This is a genomic window from Paragemmobacter amnigenus (assembly GCF_009908265.2).
Taxonomy (GTDB): domain Bacteria; phylum Pseudomonadota; class Alphaproteobacteria; order Rhodobacterales; family Rhodobacteraceae; genus Paragemmobacter; species Paragemmobacter amnigenus.
Genome location: NZ_JAAATX020000011.1, coordinates 58,167 through 74,524, shown reverse-complemented (window position 1 = coordinate 74,524; position 16,358 = coordinate 58,167). Strand labels below are relative to the sequence as shown.

17 protein-coding genes and 3 tRNA genes are annotated in these 16,358 nt (G+C 67.8%); 15 read left to right on the top strand and 5 right to left on the bottom strand.

Annotated features, from left to right (window positions below):
- Positions 1–191 precede the first annotated feature (191 nt).
- The 3 genes from GU927_RS15615 to GU927_RS15605 all read left to right on the top strand — a co-directional run bounded on the left by GU927_RS15615 (position 192) and on the right by GU927_RS15605 (position 4,115).
- Positions 192–3,635, top strand: coding sequence for a pyruvate carboxylase (locus GU927_RS15615; protein ID WP_161763396.1), 3,444 nt, complete (start codon positions 192–194; stop codon positions 3,633–3,635).
- A 120-nt stretch (positions 3,636–3,755) separates the two neighbouring features.
- Positions 3,756–3,830 (top strand) — tRNA-Gly (locus tag GU927_RS15610).
- A gap of 210 nt (positions 3,831–4,040) precedes the next feature.
- Positions 4,041–4,115 (top strand) — tRNA-Gly (locus tag GU927_RS15605).
- Positions 4,116–4,197: 82 nt separating this feature from the next.
- On the opposite strand, the gene GU927_RS15600 is transcribed toward GU927_RS15605, so the two are convergent.
- Positions 4,198–4,539: a hypothetical protein gene (locus GU927_RS15600; RefSeq protein WP_161763395.1), complete on the bottom strand. Its 342-nt coding sequence runs from the start codon at positions 4,537–4,539 to the stop codon at positions 4,198–4,200.
- A gap of 268 nt (positions 4,540–4,807) precedes the next feature.
- Here GU927_RS15600 and GU927_RS15595 point away from each other — a divergent pair, with 268 nt between their 5' ends.
- The 7 genes from GU927_RS15595 (at position 4,808) to GU927_RS15565 (ending at position 10,153) form a co-directional block, all read left to right on the top strand.
- The gene (locus tag GU927_RS15595; RefSeq protein WP_161763394.1) at positions 4,808–5,776 is read left to right on the top strand and encodes a metal ABC transporter solute-binding protein, Zn/Mn family; all 969 of its coding nucleotides are present in this window, start codon (positions 4,808–4,810) and stop codon (positions 5,774–5,776) included.
- Positions 5,773–6,534 carry a metal ABC transporter ATP-binding protein gene (locus GU927_RS15590; RefSeq protein WP_161763393.1) on the top strand — a complete coding sequence of 254 codons (762 nt, stop codon included), beginning with the start codon at positions 5,773–5,775 and terminating at the stop codon, positions 6,532–6,534. Before GU927_RS15595 ends, GU927_RS15590 begins: the two co-directional genes overlap by 4 nt.
- 15 nt (positions 6,535–6,549) lie before the next feature.
- A complete protein-coding gene (locus GU927_RS15585) occupies positions 6,550–7,479 on the top strand; it encodes a metal ABC transporter permease (protein WP_161763392.1) in 930 nt (309 codons plus the stop codon).
- On the top strand, positions 7,476–8,399 hold the full coding sequence (locus tag GU927_RS15580; RefSeq protein WP_161763391.1) for a metal ABC transporter permease: 924 nt from the start codon (positions 7,476–7,478) through the stop codon (positions 8,397–8,399). Before GU927_RS15585 ends, GU927_RS15580 begins: the two co-directional genes overlap by 4 nt.
- Positions 8,400–8,459: 60 nt before the next feature.
- Entirely contained in the window at positions 8,460–9,047 is a 588-nt protein-coding gene (hisB, locus tag GU927_RS15575) for an imidazoleglycerol-phosphate dehydratase HisB (RefSeq protein WP_161763390.1), read from the top strand.
- A gap of 79 nt (positions 9,048–9,126) precedes the next feature.
- Positions 9,127–9,765, top strand: coding sequence for an imidazole glycerol phosphate synthase subunit HisH (hisH, locus tag GU927_RS15570; RefSeq protein WP_161763389.1), 639 nt, complete (start codon positions 9,127–9,129; stop codon positions 9,763–9,765).
- A 103-nt stretch (positions 9,766–9,868) separates the two neighbouring features.
- Positions 9,869–10,153, top strand: coding sequence for a hypothetical protein (locus GU927_RS15565; protein ID WP_161763388.1), 285 nt, complete (start codon positions 9,869–9,871; stop codon positions 10,151–10,153).
- On the opposite strand, the gene GU927_RS20520 is transcribed toward GU927_RS15565, so the two are convergent.
- Both GU927_RS20520 and GU927_RS15545 read right to left on the bottom strand, forming a co-directional pair.
- Positions 10,143–11,030 (bottom strand): DMT family transporter, encoded by an 888-nt coding sequence (locus GU927_RS20520; RefSeq protein WP_161763387.1) that lies wholly within the window; start codon positions 11,028–11,030, stop codon positions 10,143–10,145. The genes GU927_RS15565 and GU927_RS20520 overlap by 11 nt on opposite strands.
- A 657-nt stretch (positions 11,031–11,687) precedes the next feature.
- Complete coding sequence (locus GU927_RS15545; RefSeq protein ID WP_161763386.1) at positions 11,688–12,080, bottom strand: DUF2147 domain-containing protein; 393 nt, start codon at positions 12,078–12,080, stop codon at positions 11,688–11,690.
- A 173-nt stretch (positions 12,081–12,253) separates the two neighbouring features.
- On the opposite strand from GU927_RS15545, the gene hisA reads away from it, so the two are divergent.
- The 4 genes from hisA (at position 12,254) to GU927_RS15525 (ending at position 14,542) form a co-directional block, all read left to right on the top strand.
- The gene (hisA, locus tag GU927_RS15540; RefSeq protein WP_161763385.1) at positions 12,254–12,973 is read left to right on the top strand and encodes a 1-(5-phosphoribosyl)-5-[(5-phosphoribosylamino)methylideneamino]imidazole-4-carboxamide isomerase; all 720 of its coding nucleotides are present in this window, start codon (positions 12,254–12,256) and stop codon (positions 12,971–12,973) included.
- A gap of 184 nt (positions 12,974–13,157) precedes the next feature.
- Positions 13,158–13,439, top strand: coding sequence for a hypothetical protein (locus GU927_RS15535; RefSeq protein WP_161763384.1), 282 nt, complete (start codon positions 13,158–13,160; stop codon positions 13,437–13,439).
- 33 nt (positions 13,440–13,472) lie between these two features.
- On the top strand, positions 13,473–14,234 hold the full coding sequence (gene hisF / locus GU927_RS15530; protein WP_161763383.1) for an imidazole glycerol phosphate synthase subunit HisF: 762 nt from the start codon (positions 13,473–13,475) through the stop codon (positions 14,232–14,234).
- Positions 14,231–14,542, top strand: a complete 312-nt coding sequence (locus GU927_RS15525) for a phosphoribosyl-ATP diphosphatase (protein ID WP_161763382.1) — start codon at positions 14,231–14,233, stop codon at positions 14,540–14,542. Before hisF ends, GU927_RS15525 begins: the two co-directional genes overlap by 4 nt.
- Positions 14,543–14,683: 141 nt before the next feature.
- Here the strand turns inward: GU927_RS15525 and GU927_RS15520 are convergent, their stop codons facing one another.
- On the bottom strand, positions 14,684–15,097 hold the full coding sequence (locus GU927_RS15520) for a CoA-binding protein (RefSeq protein ID WP_161763381.1): 414 nt from the start codon (positions 15,095–15,097) through the stop codon (positions 14,684–14,686).
- A 249-nt stretch (positions 15,098–15,346) separates the two neighbouring features.
- Positions 15,347–16,135, bottom strand: a complete 789-nt coding sequence (gene rlmB / locus GU927_RS15515; protein WP_161763380.1) for a 23S rRNA (guanosine(2251)-2'-O)-methyltransferase RlmB — start codon at positions 16,133–16,135, stop codon at positions 15,347–15,349.
- Between the two features lie 121 nt (positions 16,136–16,256).
- On the opposite strand from rlmB, the gene GU927_RS15510 reads away from it, so the two are divergent.
- Positions 16,257–16,340, top strand: a tRNA-Tyr gene (locus tag GU927_RS15510).
- Positions 16,341–16,358: the final 18 nt, after the last annotated feature.

Genomic DNA, 16,358 nt, shown 5'->3' with positions numbered 1-16,358 from the left:
CCAAAGTCCTGCCGCAGCTGCAAAAGCAGGCTTTGCAGCTGCAAAAGGCTGCCTGAATATTTCGCAAAATTTGCAGATAACGCCGGTTCCCACACTTGCGCCGCACCGCAGCGCCCCTAGAGTACGCCCCTGTTTGCGCCTGCCGCAAACTTCGTGAAAAGCCCGCCTGACTGCCGACACCGGAGAGACCGATGCCAGAGTTCCGCAAGATCCTCGTTGCCAACCGCGGCGAGATCGCCATCCGCGTCATGCGCGCCGCCAACGAAATGGGCAAAAAGACCGTCGCCGTCTTCGCCGAGGAAGACAAGCTGTCCCTCCACCGCTTCAAGGCGGACGAGGCCTACCGCATCGGCGAGGGGATGTCGCCTGTCGGCGCCTACCTGTCGATCCCCGAAATCATCCGCGTGGCCAAGATGTCGGGCGCGGACGCGATCCACCCCGGCTATGGCCTGCTGTCGGAAAACCCCGACTTCGTCGAAGCCTGCGATCAGGCGGGCATCACCTTCATCGGCCCCCGCGCCGAAACCATGCGCGCCCTTGGCGACAAGGCCTCCGCCCGCCGCGTGGCGATCGAGGCGGGCGTCCCCGTCATCCCCGCGACCGAGGTGCTGGGCGAGGACATGGCGCTCATCAAGAAGCAGGCCAAGGAAATCGGCTATCCCCTGATGCTCAAGGCATCCTGGGGCGGCGGCGGGCGCGGCATGCGCCCGATCCTGGGCGAGGACGAGCTTGAGGCCAAGGTCCGCGAAGGCCGGCGCGAGGCCGAAGCCGCCTTCGGCAATGGCGAAGGCTATCTGGAAAAGATGATCCAGCGCGCCCGCCATGTGGAGGTGCAGATCCTCGGCGACAAGCAGGGCAATGTCTGGCACCTGTGGGAACGCGACTGCACCGTCCAGCGCCGCAACCAGAAGGTCGTCGAACGCGCCCCCGCCCCCTACCTGACGCAGGCCCAGCGCGACGAGGTCTGCGAGATGGCGCGCAAGATCTGCGCCCATGTCGACTACGAATGCGCTGGCACCGTCGAATTCCTGATGGATATGGACGAGGGCAAGTTCTACTTCATCGAGGTGAACCCCCGCGTGCAGGTCGAACACACCGTGACCGAGGAAGTCACCGGCATCGACATCGTGCAGGCCCAGATCCTGATCGAGGAAGGCAAGTCCCTGCCCGAAGCGACCGGCGTCACGTCGCAGGCCGATGTCAAACTCAACGGCCACGCCCTGCAATGCCGCGTGACGACCGAGGACCCGCTCAACAACTTCATTCCCGACTACGGCCGCCTGACCGCCTACCGCTCGGCCACTGGCAACGGCATCCGTCTGGACGGCGGCACAGCCTATGCGGGCGGCGTCATCACGCGCTATTACGACTCGCTGCTGGTGAAGGTCACGGCCCACGCCCAGACGCCGGAAAAGGCCATCGCCCGCATGGACCGCGCCCTGCGCGAATTCCGCATCCGCGGGGTGGCGACGAATATCGAATTCGTCATCAACCTGCTCAAGCACCCGACCTTCCTCGACTATTCCTACACGACCAAGTTCATCGACACGACGCCCGACCTCTTCGCCTTCAAGAAACGCCGCGACCGCGCGACGAAGATCCTGACCTACATCGCCGACATCACGGTGAACGGGCATCCCGAAACCGCAGGCCGGCCCAAACCCCCGGCCGAGGCGAAGATGCCCAAGCCCCCGAAGCTCTTGACCGAAACCCCCGCCACGGGGACGCGGAACCTGCTGGAACAGAAGGGCCCGCAGGCCGTGGCCGACTGGATGAAGGCGCAGAAGAAGGTGCTCATCACCGACACCACCATGCGCGACGGCCACCAGTCGCTGCTTGCGACGCGGATGCGGTCCATCGACATGGTCCGCGTGGCCCCCGCCTATGCCGCCAACCTTCCGCAACTCTTCTCGGTCGAATGCTGGGGCGGGGCCACATTCGACGTGGCCTACCGCTTCCTTCAGGAATGCCCGTGGCAGCGCCTGCGCGACCTGCGCGCGGCCATGCCCAACCTGATGACCCAGATGCTCCTGCGCGCCTCGAACGGGGTGGGCTACACCAACTATCCCGACAACGTCGTGCGCGCCTTCGTCCTGCAAGCCGCCGAAACCGGCGTCGATGTCTTCCGCGTGTTCGACAGCCTCAACTGGGTCGAGAACATGCGCGTCGCCATGGACGCGGTGATCGAGGCGAACAAGGTCTGCGAAGGCACGATCTGCTACACGGGCGACCTTCTGGACCCCGCGCGGTCCAAATACGACCTCAAATATTACGTCGACCGCGCAAAGGAACTGAAATCCGCAGGCGCCCATGTGCTGGGTCTGAAGGACATGGCGGGGCTTCTGAAACCCGCCTCGGCCCGCATCCTCGTCAAGGCGCTGAAACAGGAAATCGGCCTGCCCGTCCACTTCCACACCCATGACACCAGCGGCGCCGCGGCGGCGACGATCCTTGCCGCCTGCGACGCGGGCGTCGATGCGGTGGACGCCGCGATGGACGCTTTCTCGGGCGGCACCTCGCAGCCCTGCCTCGGCTCCATCGTCGAGGCGCTGCGCCACACCGACCGCGACACGGGTCTGGATATCAAGGCGATCCGCGACATCTCGAACTACTGGGAACATGTCCGCACCCAATACGCGGCCTTCGAATCCGGCATCCCCGCCCCCGCGTCCGAAGTCTACCTGCACGAAATGCCCGGCGGCCAGTTCACCAACCTCAAGGCGCAGGCGCGCTCGCTCGGGCTCGAGGAACGCTGGCCCGAAGTGGCGCAGGCCTATGCCGACGCCAACCAGATGTTCGGCGACATCGTGAAGGTCACGCCCTCGTCCAAGGTGGTGGGCGACATGGCCCTGATGATGGTAGCGCAGGGCCTGACGCGGGCACAGGTCGAAGACCCCGACCATGACGTGGCCTTCCCCGACTCGGTCGTCGACATGCTGAAAGGCAATCTCGGCCAACCCCATGGCGGCTGGCCCGCAGGCATCCTGAAAAAGGTGCTCAAGGGCGAGGCGCCGCTGACCGGACGCCCCGGCCAGACCCTGCCCCCCGTCGATCTGGAAGAAACGCGGGCGAAGCTCTCCGAAGAACTCGGCGGCCGCGCCGTGGATGACGAGGATCTGAACGGCTACCTCATGTATCCCAAGGTTTTCCTTGATTACATGGGCCGCCACCGCCTCTACGGTCCCGTCCGCACCCTGCCCACCAAGACCTTCTTCTACGGCATGGAACCGGGCGAGGAGATCACGCCGGAAATCGACCCCGGCAAGCAGCTGGAAATCCGCCTGCAAGCCGTGGGCGAGACGACCGAGGACGGCGACGTCAAGGTCTTCTTCGAACTGAACGGCCAGCCCCGCGTGATCCGCGTGCCGAACCGCGCCGTGAAGGCCAAGACCGCCGCACGGCCCAAGGCGCAGGACGGCAACCCCGCCCATGTCGGCGCGCCGATGCCGGGCTCAATCGCCTCCGTGGCGGTGACCGTGGGCCAGAAGGTCCGCGCGGGCGACCTTCTGGTCACCATCGAGGCGATGAAGATGGAAACCGGCCTGCATGCCGACCGCGAGGCGACGGTCAAGGCGCTGCATGTCCATGCGGGCAGCATGATCGAGGCAAAGGACCTGCTGGTCGAGCTGGAATGACCGGCGCCGCAGGATGGGCAGGATTGCCCATCCTGCCTGCCCCAAAAATCCGCCCTGCCCCGCACTTTCCCCCTTGAACCCCCCGCGCGGCTTTTATAGATCAGCGCCAGTCCAACCGGCGCGGGCGTAGCTCAGGGGTAGAGCATAACCTTGCCAAGGTTAGGGTCGTGAGTTCGAATCTCATCGCCCGCTCCAGTCGGACCTGCCAGACGGCCGCCCTTGGGCGGCCGTTCGCATTTCGGCCCGCACGAAATTTCTGCGAAATTTCCCGCCCCGGACCAACCATCCCGCCCGCCTCCACCCGCGCGACGCCCGATTTTTCGCAGAAAAATCGCCCCCCTCCCCAGGGCCGAAATTTCCCCTTGCACCCCGCCCCGCCCCGCACTATCACCCGCGCCACGGAGTGCGGGCGTAGCTCAGGGGTAGAGCATAACCTTGCCAAGGTTAGGGTCGTGAGTTCGAATCTCATCGCCCGCTCCAGTCGAAACGGCAAACGGCCACCCCGCGGGGTGGCCGTCGTCATTTCGGCGCTCCGGTCGGGCCGTCCCTATTCCATGCGGCCCTATTCCATGCGGAAGGCCGCGCTGCCCTTGCTGCCGTCCTTGCGCTGGAACAGGATTGCCGCGCGGCCATCCTCGACGCTCATCAGCGCCTTGCCCTTCACATCGTCCGAACAGTCCAGCGGGAAATCCACCGCCTCGCCCGCCCGCGCGGGCGGCGCATAGACCCCGCTGCAGGACCAGCCGTGCAGGCTCTTCACCTCGATCAGCGTGCCCGCCCCCGACGGCGCCGGACGATGCGTCACCGCGCCATAATCGGGCGACATCACCTCTCCCGCAGTTGCGGCCCCCGCAACCAGCGCCAGCACAAGACCAATCCCCGCCCGAGTTTGCCTGAAATCCATGATCTGCCCCTCTTTCCGCCTGTCCGTCGTCCGGATTTTCCGGATCTTTCGCTGCCCCGGATCCCAGCCCCGCAGGCTGCGTCCGCGACCAGTTCCGCACGCCCCCCGCCCTGCGTCAAGCGTCGATCCCGCCGCCCCTCCCCGCAGGCAGGCAACCGCCGCAACCCCTGCGCGAAGTCCCACCCGAATAACACCCCTTCGGTCACGAAGTTGCGAGCCGCTCTCATTCCATGTTGACTTTGAGAACCATTCTCACCATCTTCCCCCCATGAGCAGAACAGCGACCCCCTCCTTCGCCCTCTCGCGCCGCGCGCTGCTTGCCGGTCTGGCCAGCCTGCCCCTTGCGGCACCCGCTCTCCACGCCTCGGCGGCGGCACCGGCGATTACCGCCACCACGGGCATGATCGCCGATCTCGCGCGCCGCCTGACCGGCGGTCCGGTCAGCGCGCTCATGGGGCCGGGCATGGACCCGCACGGTTACCGCCCCACGCGCTCGGACATCCTCGCGCTCTCGCGCGCCGACCTGATCCTCTGGCACGGCCTGAACCTCGAGGCGCAGTTTACCGATGTCATGGCGGACCTGTCGCGCCGCACGCCGGTCCTCGCCGTGGCCGAGACGATCCCGAAGGACCGCCTCCTCTCGGACCCGGCCTATCCCGACCGGCCCGATCCCCATGTCTGGTTCGACCCGGACCTGTGGCTGATCGCCGCCGAAAGCATCGCCGCCGCCCTAGAGGAACAGGGCTTCGACACCGGGGCCCGACTGGCCGGCCTGCGCGCCGATGTGGCGGCGCTCCAGACCTATTGCGCGGCGACGCTGGCAACGGTCCCGGAACCCGCGCGGGTTCTGGTCACGGCCCATGACGCCTTTGCCTATTTCGGCCGCGCCCATGGCTGGCAGGTCGAGGGGATACAGGGCATCTCCACCGAATCCGAAGCCGGCCTTGCCCGTATCGGCGAACTGGTCGACCTTCTGGTCAGCCGCCGCATCCCCGCCGTCTTTGTCGAAAGCTCCGTTTCGGACCGCACCATCCGCGCCCTGATCGAAGGCGCCGACGCGCAGGGCCATTACGTCACGATCGGTGGCGAACTCTTCTCCGATGCCATGGGCCCCGACGGCAGCTACGAGGGCACATGGATCGGCATGATCGACCATAACGTCACGACCATCGCCCGCGCACTGGGCGGCGATGCGCCGGAACGCGGCATGGTCGGCAAACTCGACGCAGGCACATGATGGCGAGCCCAACCCCAATCCCACTGCCGGAAACGGCACTCGCCATCACAGGCCTGACCGTGGCCTACGGATCAGTCCCCGCAGTCGCCACGGTCAGTGCCCGGTTCCCCAAGGGGTCGATGACCGCCGTCATCGGCCCCAACGGGGCGGGCAAATCCACGCTGCTGAAGGCCGCGCTCGGCCTGATCCCCGCCCTGACGGGCGAGGTGCGCGCCTTCGGCCAGCCCGTCCCCCGCGCCATGCCCCGCATCGCCTATGTCCCCCAGCGCGCCGCGGTGGACTGGGACTTTCCCGCCCGCGTGATCGACGTGGTGCAGATGGGCCTCTATCGCCAGACAGGCCTTCTGGGCCGCCTGACGCCCGCGCTCCGCGCCCGCGCAGCCGATTGCCTTGACCGTCTGGGCATGGCCGGTTTCGCCACGCGCCAGATCGGCGCGCTGTCGGGCGGCCAGCAGCAGCGCGTCTTCCTTGCCCGCGCCCTGGCACAGGATGCCGACCTCGTCATTCTGGATGAACCCTTCGCGGGCGTGGATGCCGCGACCGAATCCGCCATCATCGCCGTCCTGCACGGCCTGCGCGCACAGGGCCGCACGGTGATTGCCGTGCATCACGACCTGTCCACCGTGCCTGCCTATTTCGACCGCGTCCTGCTGCTGAACCGCCATGTGATCGCCGAAGGCCCGACCGCCGCCACCTTCCGCCGCGCCACGGTGGCCGAGGCCTATGGAAACCAGCTTCTCACCGCGATCCCGGCCTGACGGCCACGCCCCGCAATGACCGCAACCCTGCTTCAGGCCCTGCTCTTCCAGTCCGGCTACAATGCCGCACTGGTCAGCATCGGCGCCGCCCTTCTGGGCTTCGCCGCGGGCTGCACGGGGGCCTTCACCACGCTGCGCCGCCGTGCCCTCGTCTCGGATGCCATGGCCCATGCCACGCTTCCGGGCATCGGCCTTGCCTTCCTCGTCATGGCCGCGCTTGGCAGCGACGGGCGGTGGCTGGCGGGCCTACTCCTCGGCGCGGGGATCTCTGCCGCGCTCGGACTGATGGCGCTGAACCGCCTGACCCGCACCCGCCTGCCCGAGGATGCGGCCATCGGCGCGGTGCTCTCCACCTTCTACGGCGCGGGCATCGTGATCCTGACCGTGATCCAGAACCTGAGCCTTGGCCGCCCTGCCGGTCTGGAAAGCTTCCTTCTGGGCTCCACCGCCGGAATGCTGCGCGATGACGCGCTGCTGGTCGCGGGTGGTGGCGCGGTGACGCTGGCGCTGCTCTGGCTTCTGCGCCGCGCGCTGGTGATGACGGCCTTCGACCCCGCCCATGCCCGCCTGATGGGCATCGACACCCGCGCCGCCGATATGGCGCTCCTTGTCCTGACGCTGGCCTGCGTTCTGCTGGGCCTGCGGGTGGTAGGGCTGATCCTGATCGTGGCGCTGCTCATCACCCCCGCGCTCGCCGCCCGCCTCTGGTCCGACCGGATGTCCACCGTGGCGCTGCTGGCGGGCGCGATCGGCGCGGTCTCGGGCCATCTGGGCGCCGCGCTCTCGGTCGCGCTGCCCGACCTGCCGACCGGCCCCGCCATCGTCCTGCTGGCCTTCGCCGCCTTCGCGCTTTCGGCCCTGATCGCGCCCCGGCGCGGCCTGATCGCGCGCAGCATCGCCCATGCCCGCCTGCGCGCCCGCCTCGCCGCCGGAGAGCAGACATGACCGGCAGCGAATTCGTCCCCTTCACCCTGCCGCCGCTGGTCATCGCCACACTGGCCGCAATCGCCTGCGCCGCGCCCGGGAATTTCCTGCTCCTGCGCCGTCAGGCGATGCTGGGCGATGCCATGGCCCATGTCGTCCTGCCGGGCCTCGTCGCGGCCTTCCTGCTCACCGGCTCTGCCGCGCCGCCCGTCATGCTGGGGGGCGCACTGGCCGCCGCCGCCTTCTCGGCCGGCCTCATCGAACTCATCCGCCGCGCCACGGGGGCCGATCCGGGCGCGGCCATGGGCGTGACCTTCACCGCCATGTTCGCCGCAGGCGTGCTGCTGCTGGAAACCTCCGGTGCGGCGGCGGTGCATCTGGATGTGGAACACGCGCTTTACGGCAATCTCGAAGGCCTGATCTGGATCGAGGCCGCGGGCTGGTCCTCGCTGACGGACCCCGCAGCACTGGCCAGCCTGCCACCCGAACTGCCGCTCCTCGCCGCCATTGCCGCAGGCATCCTCCTCCTCCTCGCCCTGCTCTGGCGCCCGCTCGCCATCGCCACCTTCGACGAAGGCTTCGCCGCCACCATGGGCATCCCCACCCGCACCCTCTCGGCCGCGCTGACGGGGCTGACCGCGCTGGCCGCCGTCGCGGCCTTCTCGGCGGTGGGGTCCATCCTGACCATCGCCATGCTGGTCTGCCCCCCCGCCACCGCCCGCCTGCTGACCGACAGCCTGCCGCGCCAGCTTGCGCTCTCGATCCTCGTCGCGGCCCTCTCCGCCATCCTCGGTACGCTGATCGCGGGCTACCTGCCCCTCGCCCTCGGACTGTCCTTCACCGTCTCCGCTGCGGGCACCATCGCCGCGCTCTCGGGCCTCTTCCTTGGCCTTGCCGCCACCCTCTCGCCGCGCCGCCACCCCGCGCAGCGCGGCGCCTGACCCGCTTTCCAAACCCGCCCCCGCGCCCTATAAGGCCCCGACCAGCACAGGGGTCCCGCCATGCGCACCGCCGAAATCAGCCGCACCACGTCCGAGACGGAAATCGCCGTCACCGTCAACCTCGACGGCACGGGCACCTATGACAACCACACCGGCGTCGGCTTCTTCGACCACATGCTGGACCAGCTCGCCCGCCATTCCCTGATCGACATCACGGTCAAGGCCGACGGCGACCTGCACATCGACGACCATCACACGGTCGAGGATTGCGGCATCGCGCTGGGTCAGGCCCTGACCCGCGCACTGGGCGACAAGCGCGGCATCCGCCGCTACGGCCATTTCAACCTCGCCATGGACGACGCGCAGGTGGCCTGCGCGCTGGACCTGTCGGCGCGGCCCTTCCTCGTCTGGAACCTTCCCTTCCCGACGCAGAAGATCGGCAGCTTCGACACCGAACTCGTGCGCGAATTCTTCCAGGCGCTGGCGACCCATGGCGGCATCACCCTGCATGTCGACCTGATCCACGGCCTCAACAGCCACCACATCGCCGAGGCCGCCTTCAAATCCGTGGCCCGCGCCCTGCGCATGGCCGTCGAACCCGACCCGCGCATGTCGGGTGTCCTGCCCTCCACCAAGGGCGCGCTCTGACCGCAGCGCGCCCGGATTTCTCCAAAGAAATTTGCAGGAATTCCCGAAAGTTCCTGCCCCCAGCCGGACCCGAACGCCCATGCCCCTGACCGTCCTCGTCGATTACGACAGCGGCAACCTCCATTCCGCCGAAAAGGCCTTCCAGCGCATGGCGGCAGAGGTCGGCGCGGGCGACATCCTCGTCTCCTCCGCGCCCGATGACGTGGCCCGCGCCGACCGCATCGTCCTGCCGGGCGACGGCGCCTTCCCCGCCTGCCGCCGCGCATTGGGCAGCTTCGGCGGCCTGTTCGAGGCGATCTCGGACGGCGTCGCCGCCGGCAAACCCTTTCTCGGCATCTGCGTGGGCATGCAGATGCTGGCGACATGGGGCCGCGAATACGAAGACACCCGCGGCTTCGACTGGATCGGGGGCGAGGTCACGCGCATCACCCCCGCCGATCCGGCGCTGAAGGTGCCGCATATGGGCTGGAACGATCTGGTGATCGACCACCCCCACCCCGTGCTCGCGGGCATCTCCACGGGCGACCACGCCTATTTCGTCCATTCCTACCATTTCCGCGTGGCCGACCCCGCCCATCTGCTGGCCCATGTCGACTATGCCGGCCCCATCACCGCCATCGTGGGCCGCGACAACATCATCGGCACCCAGTTCCATCCCGAGAAATCGCAGGCCACCGGCCTGCGCCTGATCGCGAACTTCCTGCGCTGGAAACCCTGACGGCCCCGACAGGCGGGCCCAACCCGCAACGCGGCCCTGCTTGCCTTGCAGGCCGACAGCCGCCATCCTTGGCCCCGTGTTCCCGGTTCCAAGGTTTCTGTTTATGCGCCCTCTCGCAACCCTCCTGCTCCTCGCCGCCTGCGCCTCTCCCTCTCCGCAATTCTTCGACGCCCGGCGCAGCGACGTGGTCGTCGAAGGCCGCAGCTACGCCGTCTTCCGCGACGGCAACCGCGCGCAGGTGATCCGCCTCGGCTACGCCTCCCCCGCCGAACGCCGCGCCATCCCCGACCAGATGCTGCGCGCCGTGGCGCTCGCCACCGGCTGCACCGCCGTCGCCTCCAGCTTCACCGGCGACAGCGGCGAACGCCGCGGCCGCCTCACCTGCTGACCCGCGCCCGCAGCCAGCCCGCCACCCGCCCGTCAATCGCCACCAGCCCCAGCCCGATCAGCGCAGCCCCCGCCAGATGCCGCGCCTCGATCCGCTCGCCCAGCAGCATCACCCCCATCGCCACCGCGCTCACGGGGATCAGGAAGGTCACAAGCTGCACGTTCACCGGCCCGGCCGAGGCCATGAGGCGAAAGAAGATCACATAGGCCAGCGCCGTCGACAGGCTCGCCAGCCCCGCCACCGCCAGCCAAACCTCCGGCCCCGCCGAAACCCCCTCCCACACCCGCCCGACCATCAGCACGGGGAACAACAGCACCGCCGCCGTCGCACATTGGCCAAAGGCCACCACCACCGGCGCAAGCCCCATCGCCCCGAACCGCCGCGCCCAGACCGAGGCCAGCGCATAGCTCCCCGCCGCCCCCAGACACATCAGCTTGGCCCAGCCCTCGCCCTCCAGCGCGCCGCCCATCATCACCGCCACACCCGCAAACCCCGCCAGCACACCGGCCAGCCGCCCCGCCCCCGGCCGCTCGCCCGCCAGCACTGCCAGCGCCAGCACCGTCAGCACCGGCGTCATCGCGTTCAGGATCGCCGCCACACCGCCCGCCAACTGCCCCTGCGCCAGCGCGAACAGCGTGAAGGGCACGGCATTGTTCAGAACCCCCATCACCGCCAGCGCGCCCCAGACCCGCCCCCCGCACGGCAGGCCCGCCCCGGTCAGGCGCAGCACCCCCGCCAGCAGCACCGCCCCGCCAGCCACGCGGCACCACACCACCGCCAGCGGCGGCAGACCGCGCAGCGCCACCTCGACAAACAGGAAAGACCCGCCCCAGAGCAGCGACAGCACCGCCAACCAGCCCCAGTCCCGCCGCCCCATCGGACCCCCCGCAAAAGCAAAGGGGCGCAAGGTCGCCCCTGCACCCCTTGGTCAGAACAAACCGCCGCCAGTGCGATGGTTGAATTACTCTGGGTTCACCATCGCATATCCAGTGGACGTCTGCACCAAACAAGAATTTTCCGTCAACTTAGGAAGGCGAGACTGGTCCACCTCAACGTTTCGAACTTTCTCCGGAGCGCACACCGGCAGTGAAATGAGCTGATATCCTCGGCGCGCCATGCACTGCGCCATCACCTGCTGACGAAGGCCACTATTTGCATCGTATGAATAAATGTCACCTCCGCGAACGTCACCGCCATAAGTCGTGCAGTTCACCGAACCGAAGCCCCCGCTTGTGCAGTAAGTCTGGGCTGGAGTTGTATAAGCGGGGGTCATTCCAAGCTGTGTATTCTGCGGCACTCTATTCACTGCCTCAACAGCACAGTCAGTTGCCGCGTCGTTTACCACCGCTGGCCGAGCACCCTCCTGATACCAAACGGTATCTGAAACACAGCCCGACAGGAGTACCAACAACAGCGCCGGAACAGCTACCTTCATTTTACTACCAAGCGTTCACCTACAATCCACGCAACACTGATCGCCGGATAGCAGCCGAGTCAATCTCTATTTCAATCAAGGGGAGAAACGCACCTCCCGTTATTCAACCCTAGTCCAATTTTGTTTGGCGCAGATCAATCCACCTATAATGCAACCAGACAATTTGAGCATGTTACCCTCCAGACCGATGGTGCCGTAATAGGTCTTCCCGTTGGAGGGGCGGAAAACCTGACCCTCATATTCATCGTTTCCTCTGGGAATCATGTCCATCACGATGGTTTTTCCTTGGTTCTCTGAAACGTATTCTGATCCGTCTTCCTTGAACGTCTTGGAAATTACGCCACAAAATCCCTCACCGCAGGGTGACATGGTAATGTGAGCAAAAGAGCCATCATCGACCTCCGTCTGCCAGACCCCCTCCACCGGATCCGCCGCCCATGCCGCGCCCGACATTCCGGCCATCACCGCCGCCGCCATCACCAACCGTTTCATCGACCGAACCTCCCTGAAACGCCCCCGAACGCCGCCATCTTCCCCGTCCCGCGCCACCGATCAAGCCTGACGTTGGGTCGCGCACCCCGACCTGCCGCTCCACCCCGCCCCTTGCCCCGCCGCGCGACCCGTGCCAAACGCGCGGCACAGCCCCACCGCGCAGGACCACGCCCATGATCCTCTACCCCGCCATCGACCTGAAGGACGGCCAATGCGTCCGCCTCCTGCGCGGCGAGATGTCCGCCGCCACCGTCTTCGGCGACGACCCCGCCGCACAGGCGCTCAAGTTCCAGCAGGCGGGCTGCGAATGGCTCCACCTCGTCGACCTCAACGGCGCCTTCGCTGGCGAACCGGTGAACGCCGCGGCGGTCGAGGCGATCCTCTCCCGCATCAGCGTCCCCGCCCAGCTCGGCGGCGGCATCCGCGACATGGCCACCATCGCCATGTGGCTGGAAAAGGGCCTTGCCCGCGTCATCCTCGGCACCGTCGCCGTGGAAAACCCCGCGCTGGTGCGCGAGGCCGCCCGCGCCTTCCCGGGCAAGGTCGCCGTCGGCATCGATGCCCGCAAGGGCCGCGTCGCCACCAAGGGCTGGGCGACCGAGACGGATGTCATGGCCACCGACCTTGCCCAGAGCTTCGAGGATGCAGGCGTCGCCGCCCTCATCTACACCGACATCGACCGCGACGGCGCCATGCAGGGCCCCAACATCGACGCGACCGCGGCGCTGGCCCGCGCCGTCACCATCCCCGTCATCGCCTCCGGCGGCGTCTCGCGGATGGAAGACCTGATCGCGCTGCGCGACACCGGCATCATCGCGGGCGCCATCTCAGGCCGCGCGCTCTATGACGGCGCCATCGACCTCGCCGCCGCGCTCTCTGCCCTGAAAGCCTGACCATCGCGCGCGGGCTGGCCGCCTCTTCCCGCCACACCGGCAACGCCCCCCCGCGCCCGCAGGCACCAAGCCCGACCGGATACGCCTTCATCTTGACCCAAATACTCCGGGGGTGCGGGGGCTGGCCCCCGCTCCACGCCAAATCCCCCGCGACAGGCCCGCATCGCCGCGCTATGCTGCCCCCATGCGTATCGCCTATCTTGTCCTGAGTGTCCTTCTCCTCCTCTGCCTGCTGCCGGTCCTGTCGACCCTCGCGGCGGGCCTGATCGCCTCGGCCGCGGGCTGCCGGCTGGACGAGGGGTCGATCCACAGCTGCATCATCCTCGGCGCCGACTGGGGCGGCGCGCTCTACACCGCCGCGATGATGGGCTGGTTCGCCCTTGTCACCCTCCCCTTCGCCGCCGCCGTCGCGCTGGCGCTCGTCCTTCTGGCCTTCGTCCACCTGATCCGCTATCTGCGTCGGTGACAGCGCCGCCCTCCGGATCGCCAAGGCCAGCCCATGCTCAAGACCCGCATCATCCCCTGCCTCGACGTGGCCGATGGCCGCGTGGTCAAGGGCGTCAACTTCGTCGACCTCCGCGATGCGGGTGATCCGGTCGAGGCCGCGCGCGCCTATGACGCCGCCGGTGCCGATGAACTCTGCTTCCTCGACATCCACGCCACCCACGAAAACCGTGGCACGATGTTCGACCTCGTCACCCGCACGGCGGAACAATGCTTCATGCCGCTCACCGTCGGCGGCGGCGTCCGCACGCCCGAAGATGTGCGCGCCCTCCTCCTCGCCGGTGCCGACAAGGTCAGCTTCAACTCCGCCGCCGTGGCCGACCCCGATGTCGTGGCCCGCAGCGCCGACCGGTTTGGGTCGCAATGCATCGTCGTGGCCATCGACGCCAAGACCGTGGCCCCCGGCAAATGGGAAATCTTCACCCATGGCGGGCGCAAACCCACCGGCATCGACGCCGTCGACTTCGCCCGCACCGTCGCCGCGAAAGGCGCGGGCGAGATCCTGCTGACCAGCATGGACCGTGACGGCACCCGCGCGGGCTTCAACCTGCCCCTCACCCGCGCCATCGTGGACGCGGTTTCCATCCCCGTCATCGCCTCCGGCGGCGTCGGCACCCTCGACCACCTCGTCGAAGGCGTCACCATCGGCGGCGCCTCCGCCGTCCTTGCCGCCTCCATCTTCCACTTCGGCGATTACACCATCGCCCAGGCCAAGGCCCACATGGCCGCCGCCGGCATCCCCATGAGGCTACAGTGACCACGCTCTCCCGCCTCGCCGCCACGATCCAGTCCCGCAAAGGCGCCGATCCGGACTCGAGCTGGACCGCCAAGCTCCTGTCCAAGGGCCCCGAAAAATGCGCCGAGAAATTCGGTGAAGAGGCGGTGGAGGCCATCATCGAGGCCGTGAAGGGCGACCGCGCCAAGCTGACCGCAGAGGCGGCGGATGTCCTCTACCACCTTCTCGTCATGCTCGCCGCCCGCGACGTGACGCTGGACGACGTGCTGGCCGAGCTTGACCGCCGCGAAGGCACATCGGGCATTGCCGAAAAGGCATCCCGCGGCTGAGGGAACGGGAATTTTCTGGCGAAAATTCCCGGCCCCGGATTTTCTGCGAAAATCCCCGCCGACCCCTACCCCGCTGACCGGACCCCGATTTTTCGCAAGAAAAATCGCACCCAAAATTCTTCGCCAGAAGAATTTTGCCCCTCACATCCCCAACCGCGGCATCTCGATCGCGGGGCAGCGGTCCATCACCACCTCCACCCCCTGCGCCCGCGCCCGCGCCGCCGCCGCCGCATCCACCACGCCCAACTGCATCCACACGGCCTTCAGCCCCGGCAGCACCGCCAGCGCCTCGTCGACCACCGCGCCCGCCTCTTCCGACCGGCGGAAGATGTCCACCATGTCCACCCCCCCGCCGATCTCGGCCAGCGACGCCCGCACCACCTCGCCCAGCGCCTCCTGCCCCGCCTGTCCGGGATTGACGGGGATCACCCGATACCCCTTGCGCTTCAGGAAGGCCGCGACGCCATGGCTTGCCCGTTCCGGCTTGGGCGACCAGCCCACGACGGCAATCGTGCGGACGCCCGTCAGGATGCGGCGGATATCGTCATCGGTCATTGGAACACCCCCAAAGAAAAAGGCGCCCGGGCCTCTGCGGCCGGGCGCCAAGTCGCGGAACGAGGGACAGTGAATGAGAAACGGGTGTTCCGAACCCGAACCTCTGTGCTGTGACATAGAAACCGCGGACGGGAATTAAAGTTCCCATCCCGCATTCGTGATAAATCTTTGGTGTCGGGGTGCGGGTTCCGGCTTGCGGACATCCGTAGGGCGGGGTTCACCCCGCCATCTCCACAAACCCCGAAGCCCCTACCGCTGCGACGCCGCATAAAGCCCCACCGCCGCCGCGTTGGACACGTTCAGCGACCCGAACTCCCCGGCAAAAGGAATCCGCGCGATCACGTCGCAGGTCTCGCGCGTCTTGTCGCGCAGCCCCGGCCCCTCGGCCCCCAGCACCAGCCCCACGGGCCGCGTGCCGACCCCCGCCATCGCCTCGGCCAGCGGCACCGTCCCGTCGCCATCCAGCCCGATGAGCACATAGCCCATCTCCTTCAGCTCCACCATCGCGTCAGCCAGATTCGTCACCCGCAGATAGGGCTGCCGCTCCAGCGCCCCGCTCGCCGTCTTGGCCAGCGCCCCCGTCTCGGGCGCGGAATGATGGCGCGGCGCGATCACGGCCCGCGCGCCGAAGACTTCGGCCGACCGCAGCACCGCGCCCACGTTATGCGGGTCCGTCACCCGGTCCAGCAGCACGACCAAGGGCGCCCCGGCCCCCGAAATCGCCACATCCGCCAGCTTGCCCCAGTTCAGCGGCCGCGCCTCAAGCGCCGCGCCCTGATGGACCGACCCCTCGTCGATGGGCACGTCGAACTTGCGCGGGTCCACGATCTCGGGCTCCATCCCGCTTGCGGCAATCGCATCGGCCAGCCGGTCAAAGGCATTTTTCGTGACCACCAGCCGCAGCCTCTCTCGCGCCGGATTGACCAGCGCGTCGCGCACCGCATGGATGCCGAACAGCCAGACCGTCTCTTTCGCCTCGGCCCGCCGCGCGCGTTCCTTGTCGATCACCCATGTGGGCTTCTTCGCTCCGGTCTTCATCTCGGCATCCCCTTTTCGCACCCTCCATCCATGTCCCCCGAAGCCCCCCGTTTGCAAGCCACTTTTCCCCGCTTTCCTCCTTGACGCCCCTTTCCCCCTCGGCTATCCCCCGCCTCGCGTCGGGCGACGAGCTGCAAGGTGCGGCAGCGGACTGTAACTCCGCCGGGGAGACCCATGCCTGGTTCGATTCCAGGGTCGCCCACCATCCCTTCCCCTGCTAGGG

Excerpts from the sequence above, each read along its gene's own strand:
- hisB (WP_161763390.1), top strand. The coding sequence starts at position 8,460 with ATGCGCACCGCCGAAATCAGCCGCACCACGTCCGAGACGGAAATCGCC.
- GU927_RS15545 (WP_161763386.1), bottom strand. The coding sequence starts at position 12,080 with ATGAAACGGTTGGTGATGGCGGCGGCGGTGATGGCCGGAATGTCGGGC.
- hisH (WP_161763389.1), top strand. The coding sequence starts at position 9,127 with ATGCCCCTGACCGTCCTCGTCGATTACGACAGCGGCAACCTCCATTCC.
- rlmB (WP_161763380.1), bottom strand. The coding sequence starts at position 16,135 with ATGAAGACCGGAGCGAAGAAGCCCACATGGGTGATCGACAAGGAACGC.
- GU927_RS15615 (WP_161763396.1), top strand. The coding sequence starts at position 192 with ATGCCAGAGTTCCGCAAGATCCTCGTTGCCAACCGCGGCGAGATCGCC.
- hisF (WP_161763383.1), top strand. The coding sequence starts at position 13,473 with ATGCTCAAGACCCGCATCATCCCCTGCCTCGACGTGGCCGATGGCCGC.
- GU927_RS15580 (WP_161763391.1), top strand. The coding sequence starts at position 7,476 with ATGACCGGCAGCGAATTCGTCCCCTTCACCCTGCCGCCGCTGGTCATC.
- GU927_RS15520 (WP_161763381.1), bottom strand. The coding sequence starts at position 15,097 with ATGACCGATGACGATATCCGCCGCATCCTGACGGGCGTCCGCACGATT.
- GU927_RS15565 (WP_161763388.1), top strand. The coding sequence starts at position 9,869 with ATGCGCCCTCTCGCAACCCTCCTGCTCCTCGCCGCCTGCGCCTCTCCC.
- GU927_RS15535 (WP_161763384.1), top strand. The coding sequence starts at position 13,158 with ATGCGTATCGCCTATCTTGTCCTGAGTGTCCTTCTCCTCCTCTGCCTG.
- hisA (WP_161763385.1), top strand. The coding sequence starts at position 12,254 with ATGATCCTCTACCCCGCCATCGACCTGAAGGACGGCCAATGCGTCCGC.
- GU927_RS15600 (WP_161763395.1), bottom strand. The coding sequence starts at position 4,539 with ATGGATTTCAGGCAAACTCGGGCGGGGATTGGTCTTGTGCTGGCGCTG.
- GU927_RS20520 (WP_161763387.1), bottom strand. The coding sequence starts at position 11,030 with ATGGGGCGGCGGGACTGGGGCTGGTTGGCGGTGCTGTCGCTGCTCTGG.
- GU927_RS15585 (WP_161763392.1), top strand. The coding sequence starts at position 6,550 with ATGACCGCAACCCTGCTTCAGGCCCTGCTCTTCCAGTCCGGCTACAAT.
- GU927_RS15590 (WP_161763393.1), top strand. The coding sequence starts at position 5,773 with ATGATGGCGAGCCCAACCCCAATCCCACTGCCGGAAACGGCACTCGCC.
- GU927_RS15595 (WP_161763394.1), top strand. The coding sequence starts at position 4,808 with ATGAGCAGAACAGCGACCCCCTCCTTCGCCCTCTCGCGCCGCGCGCTG.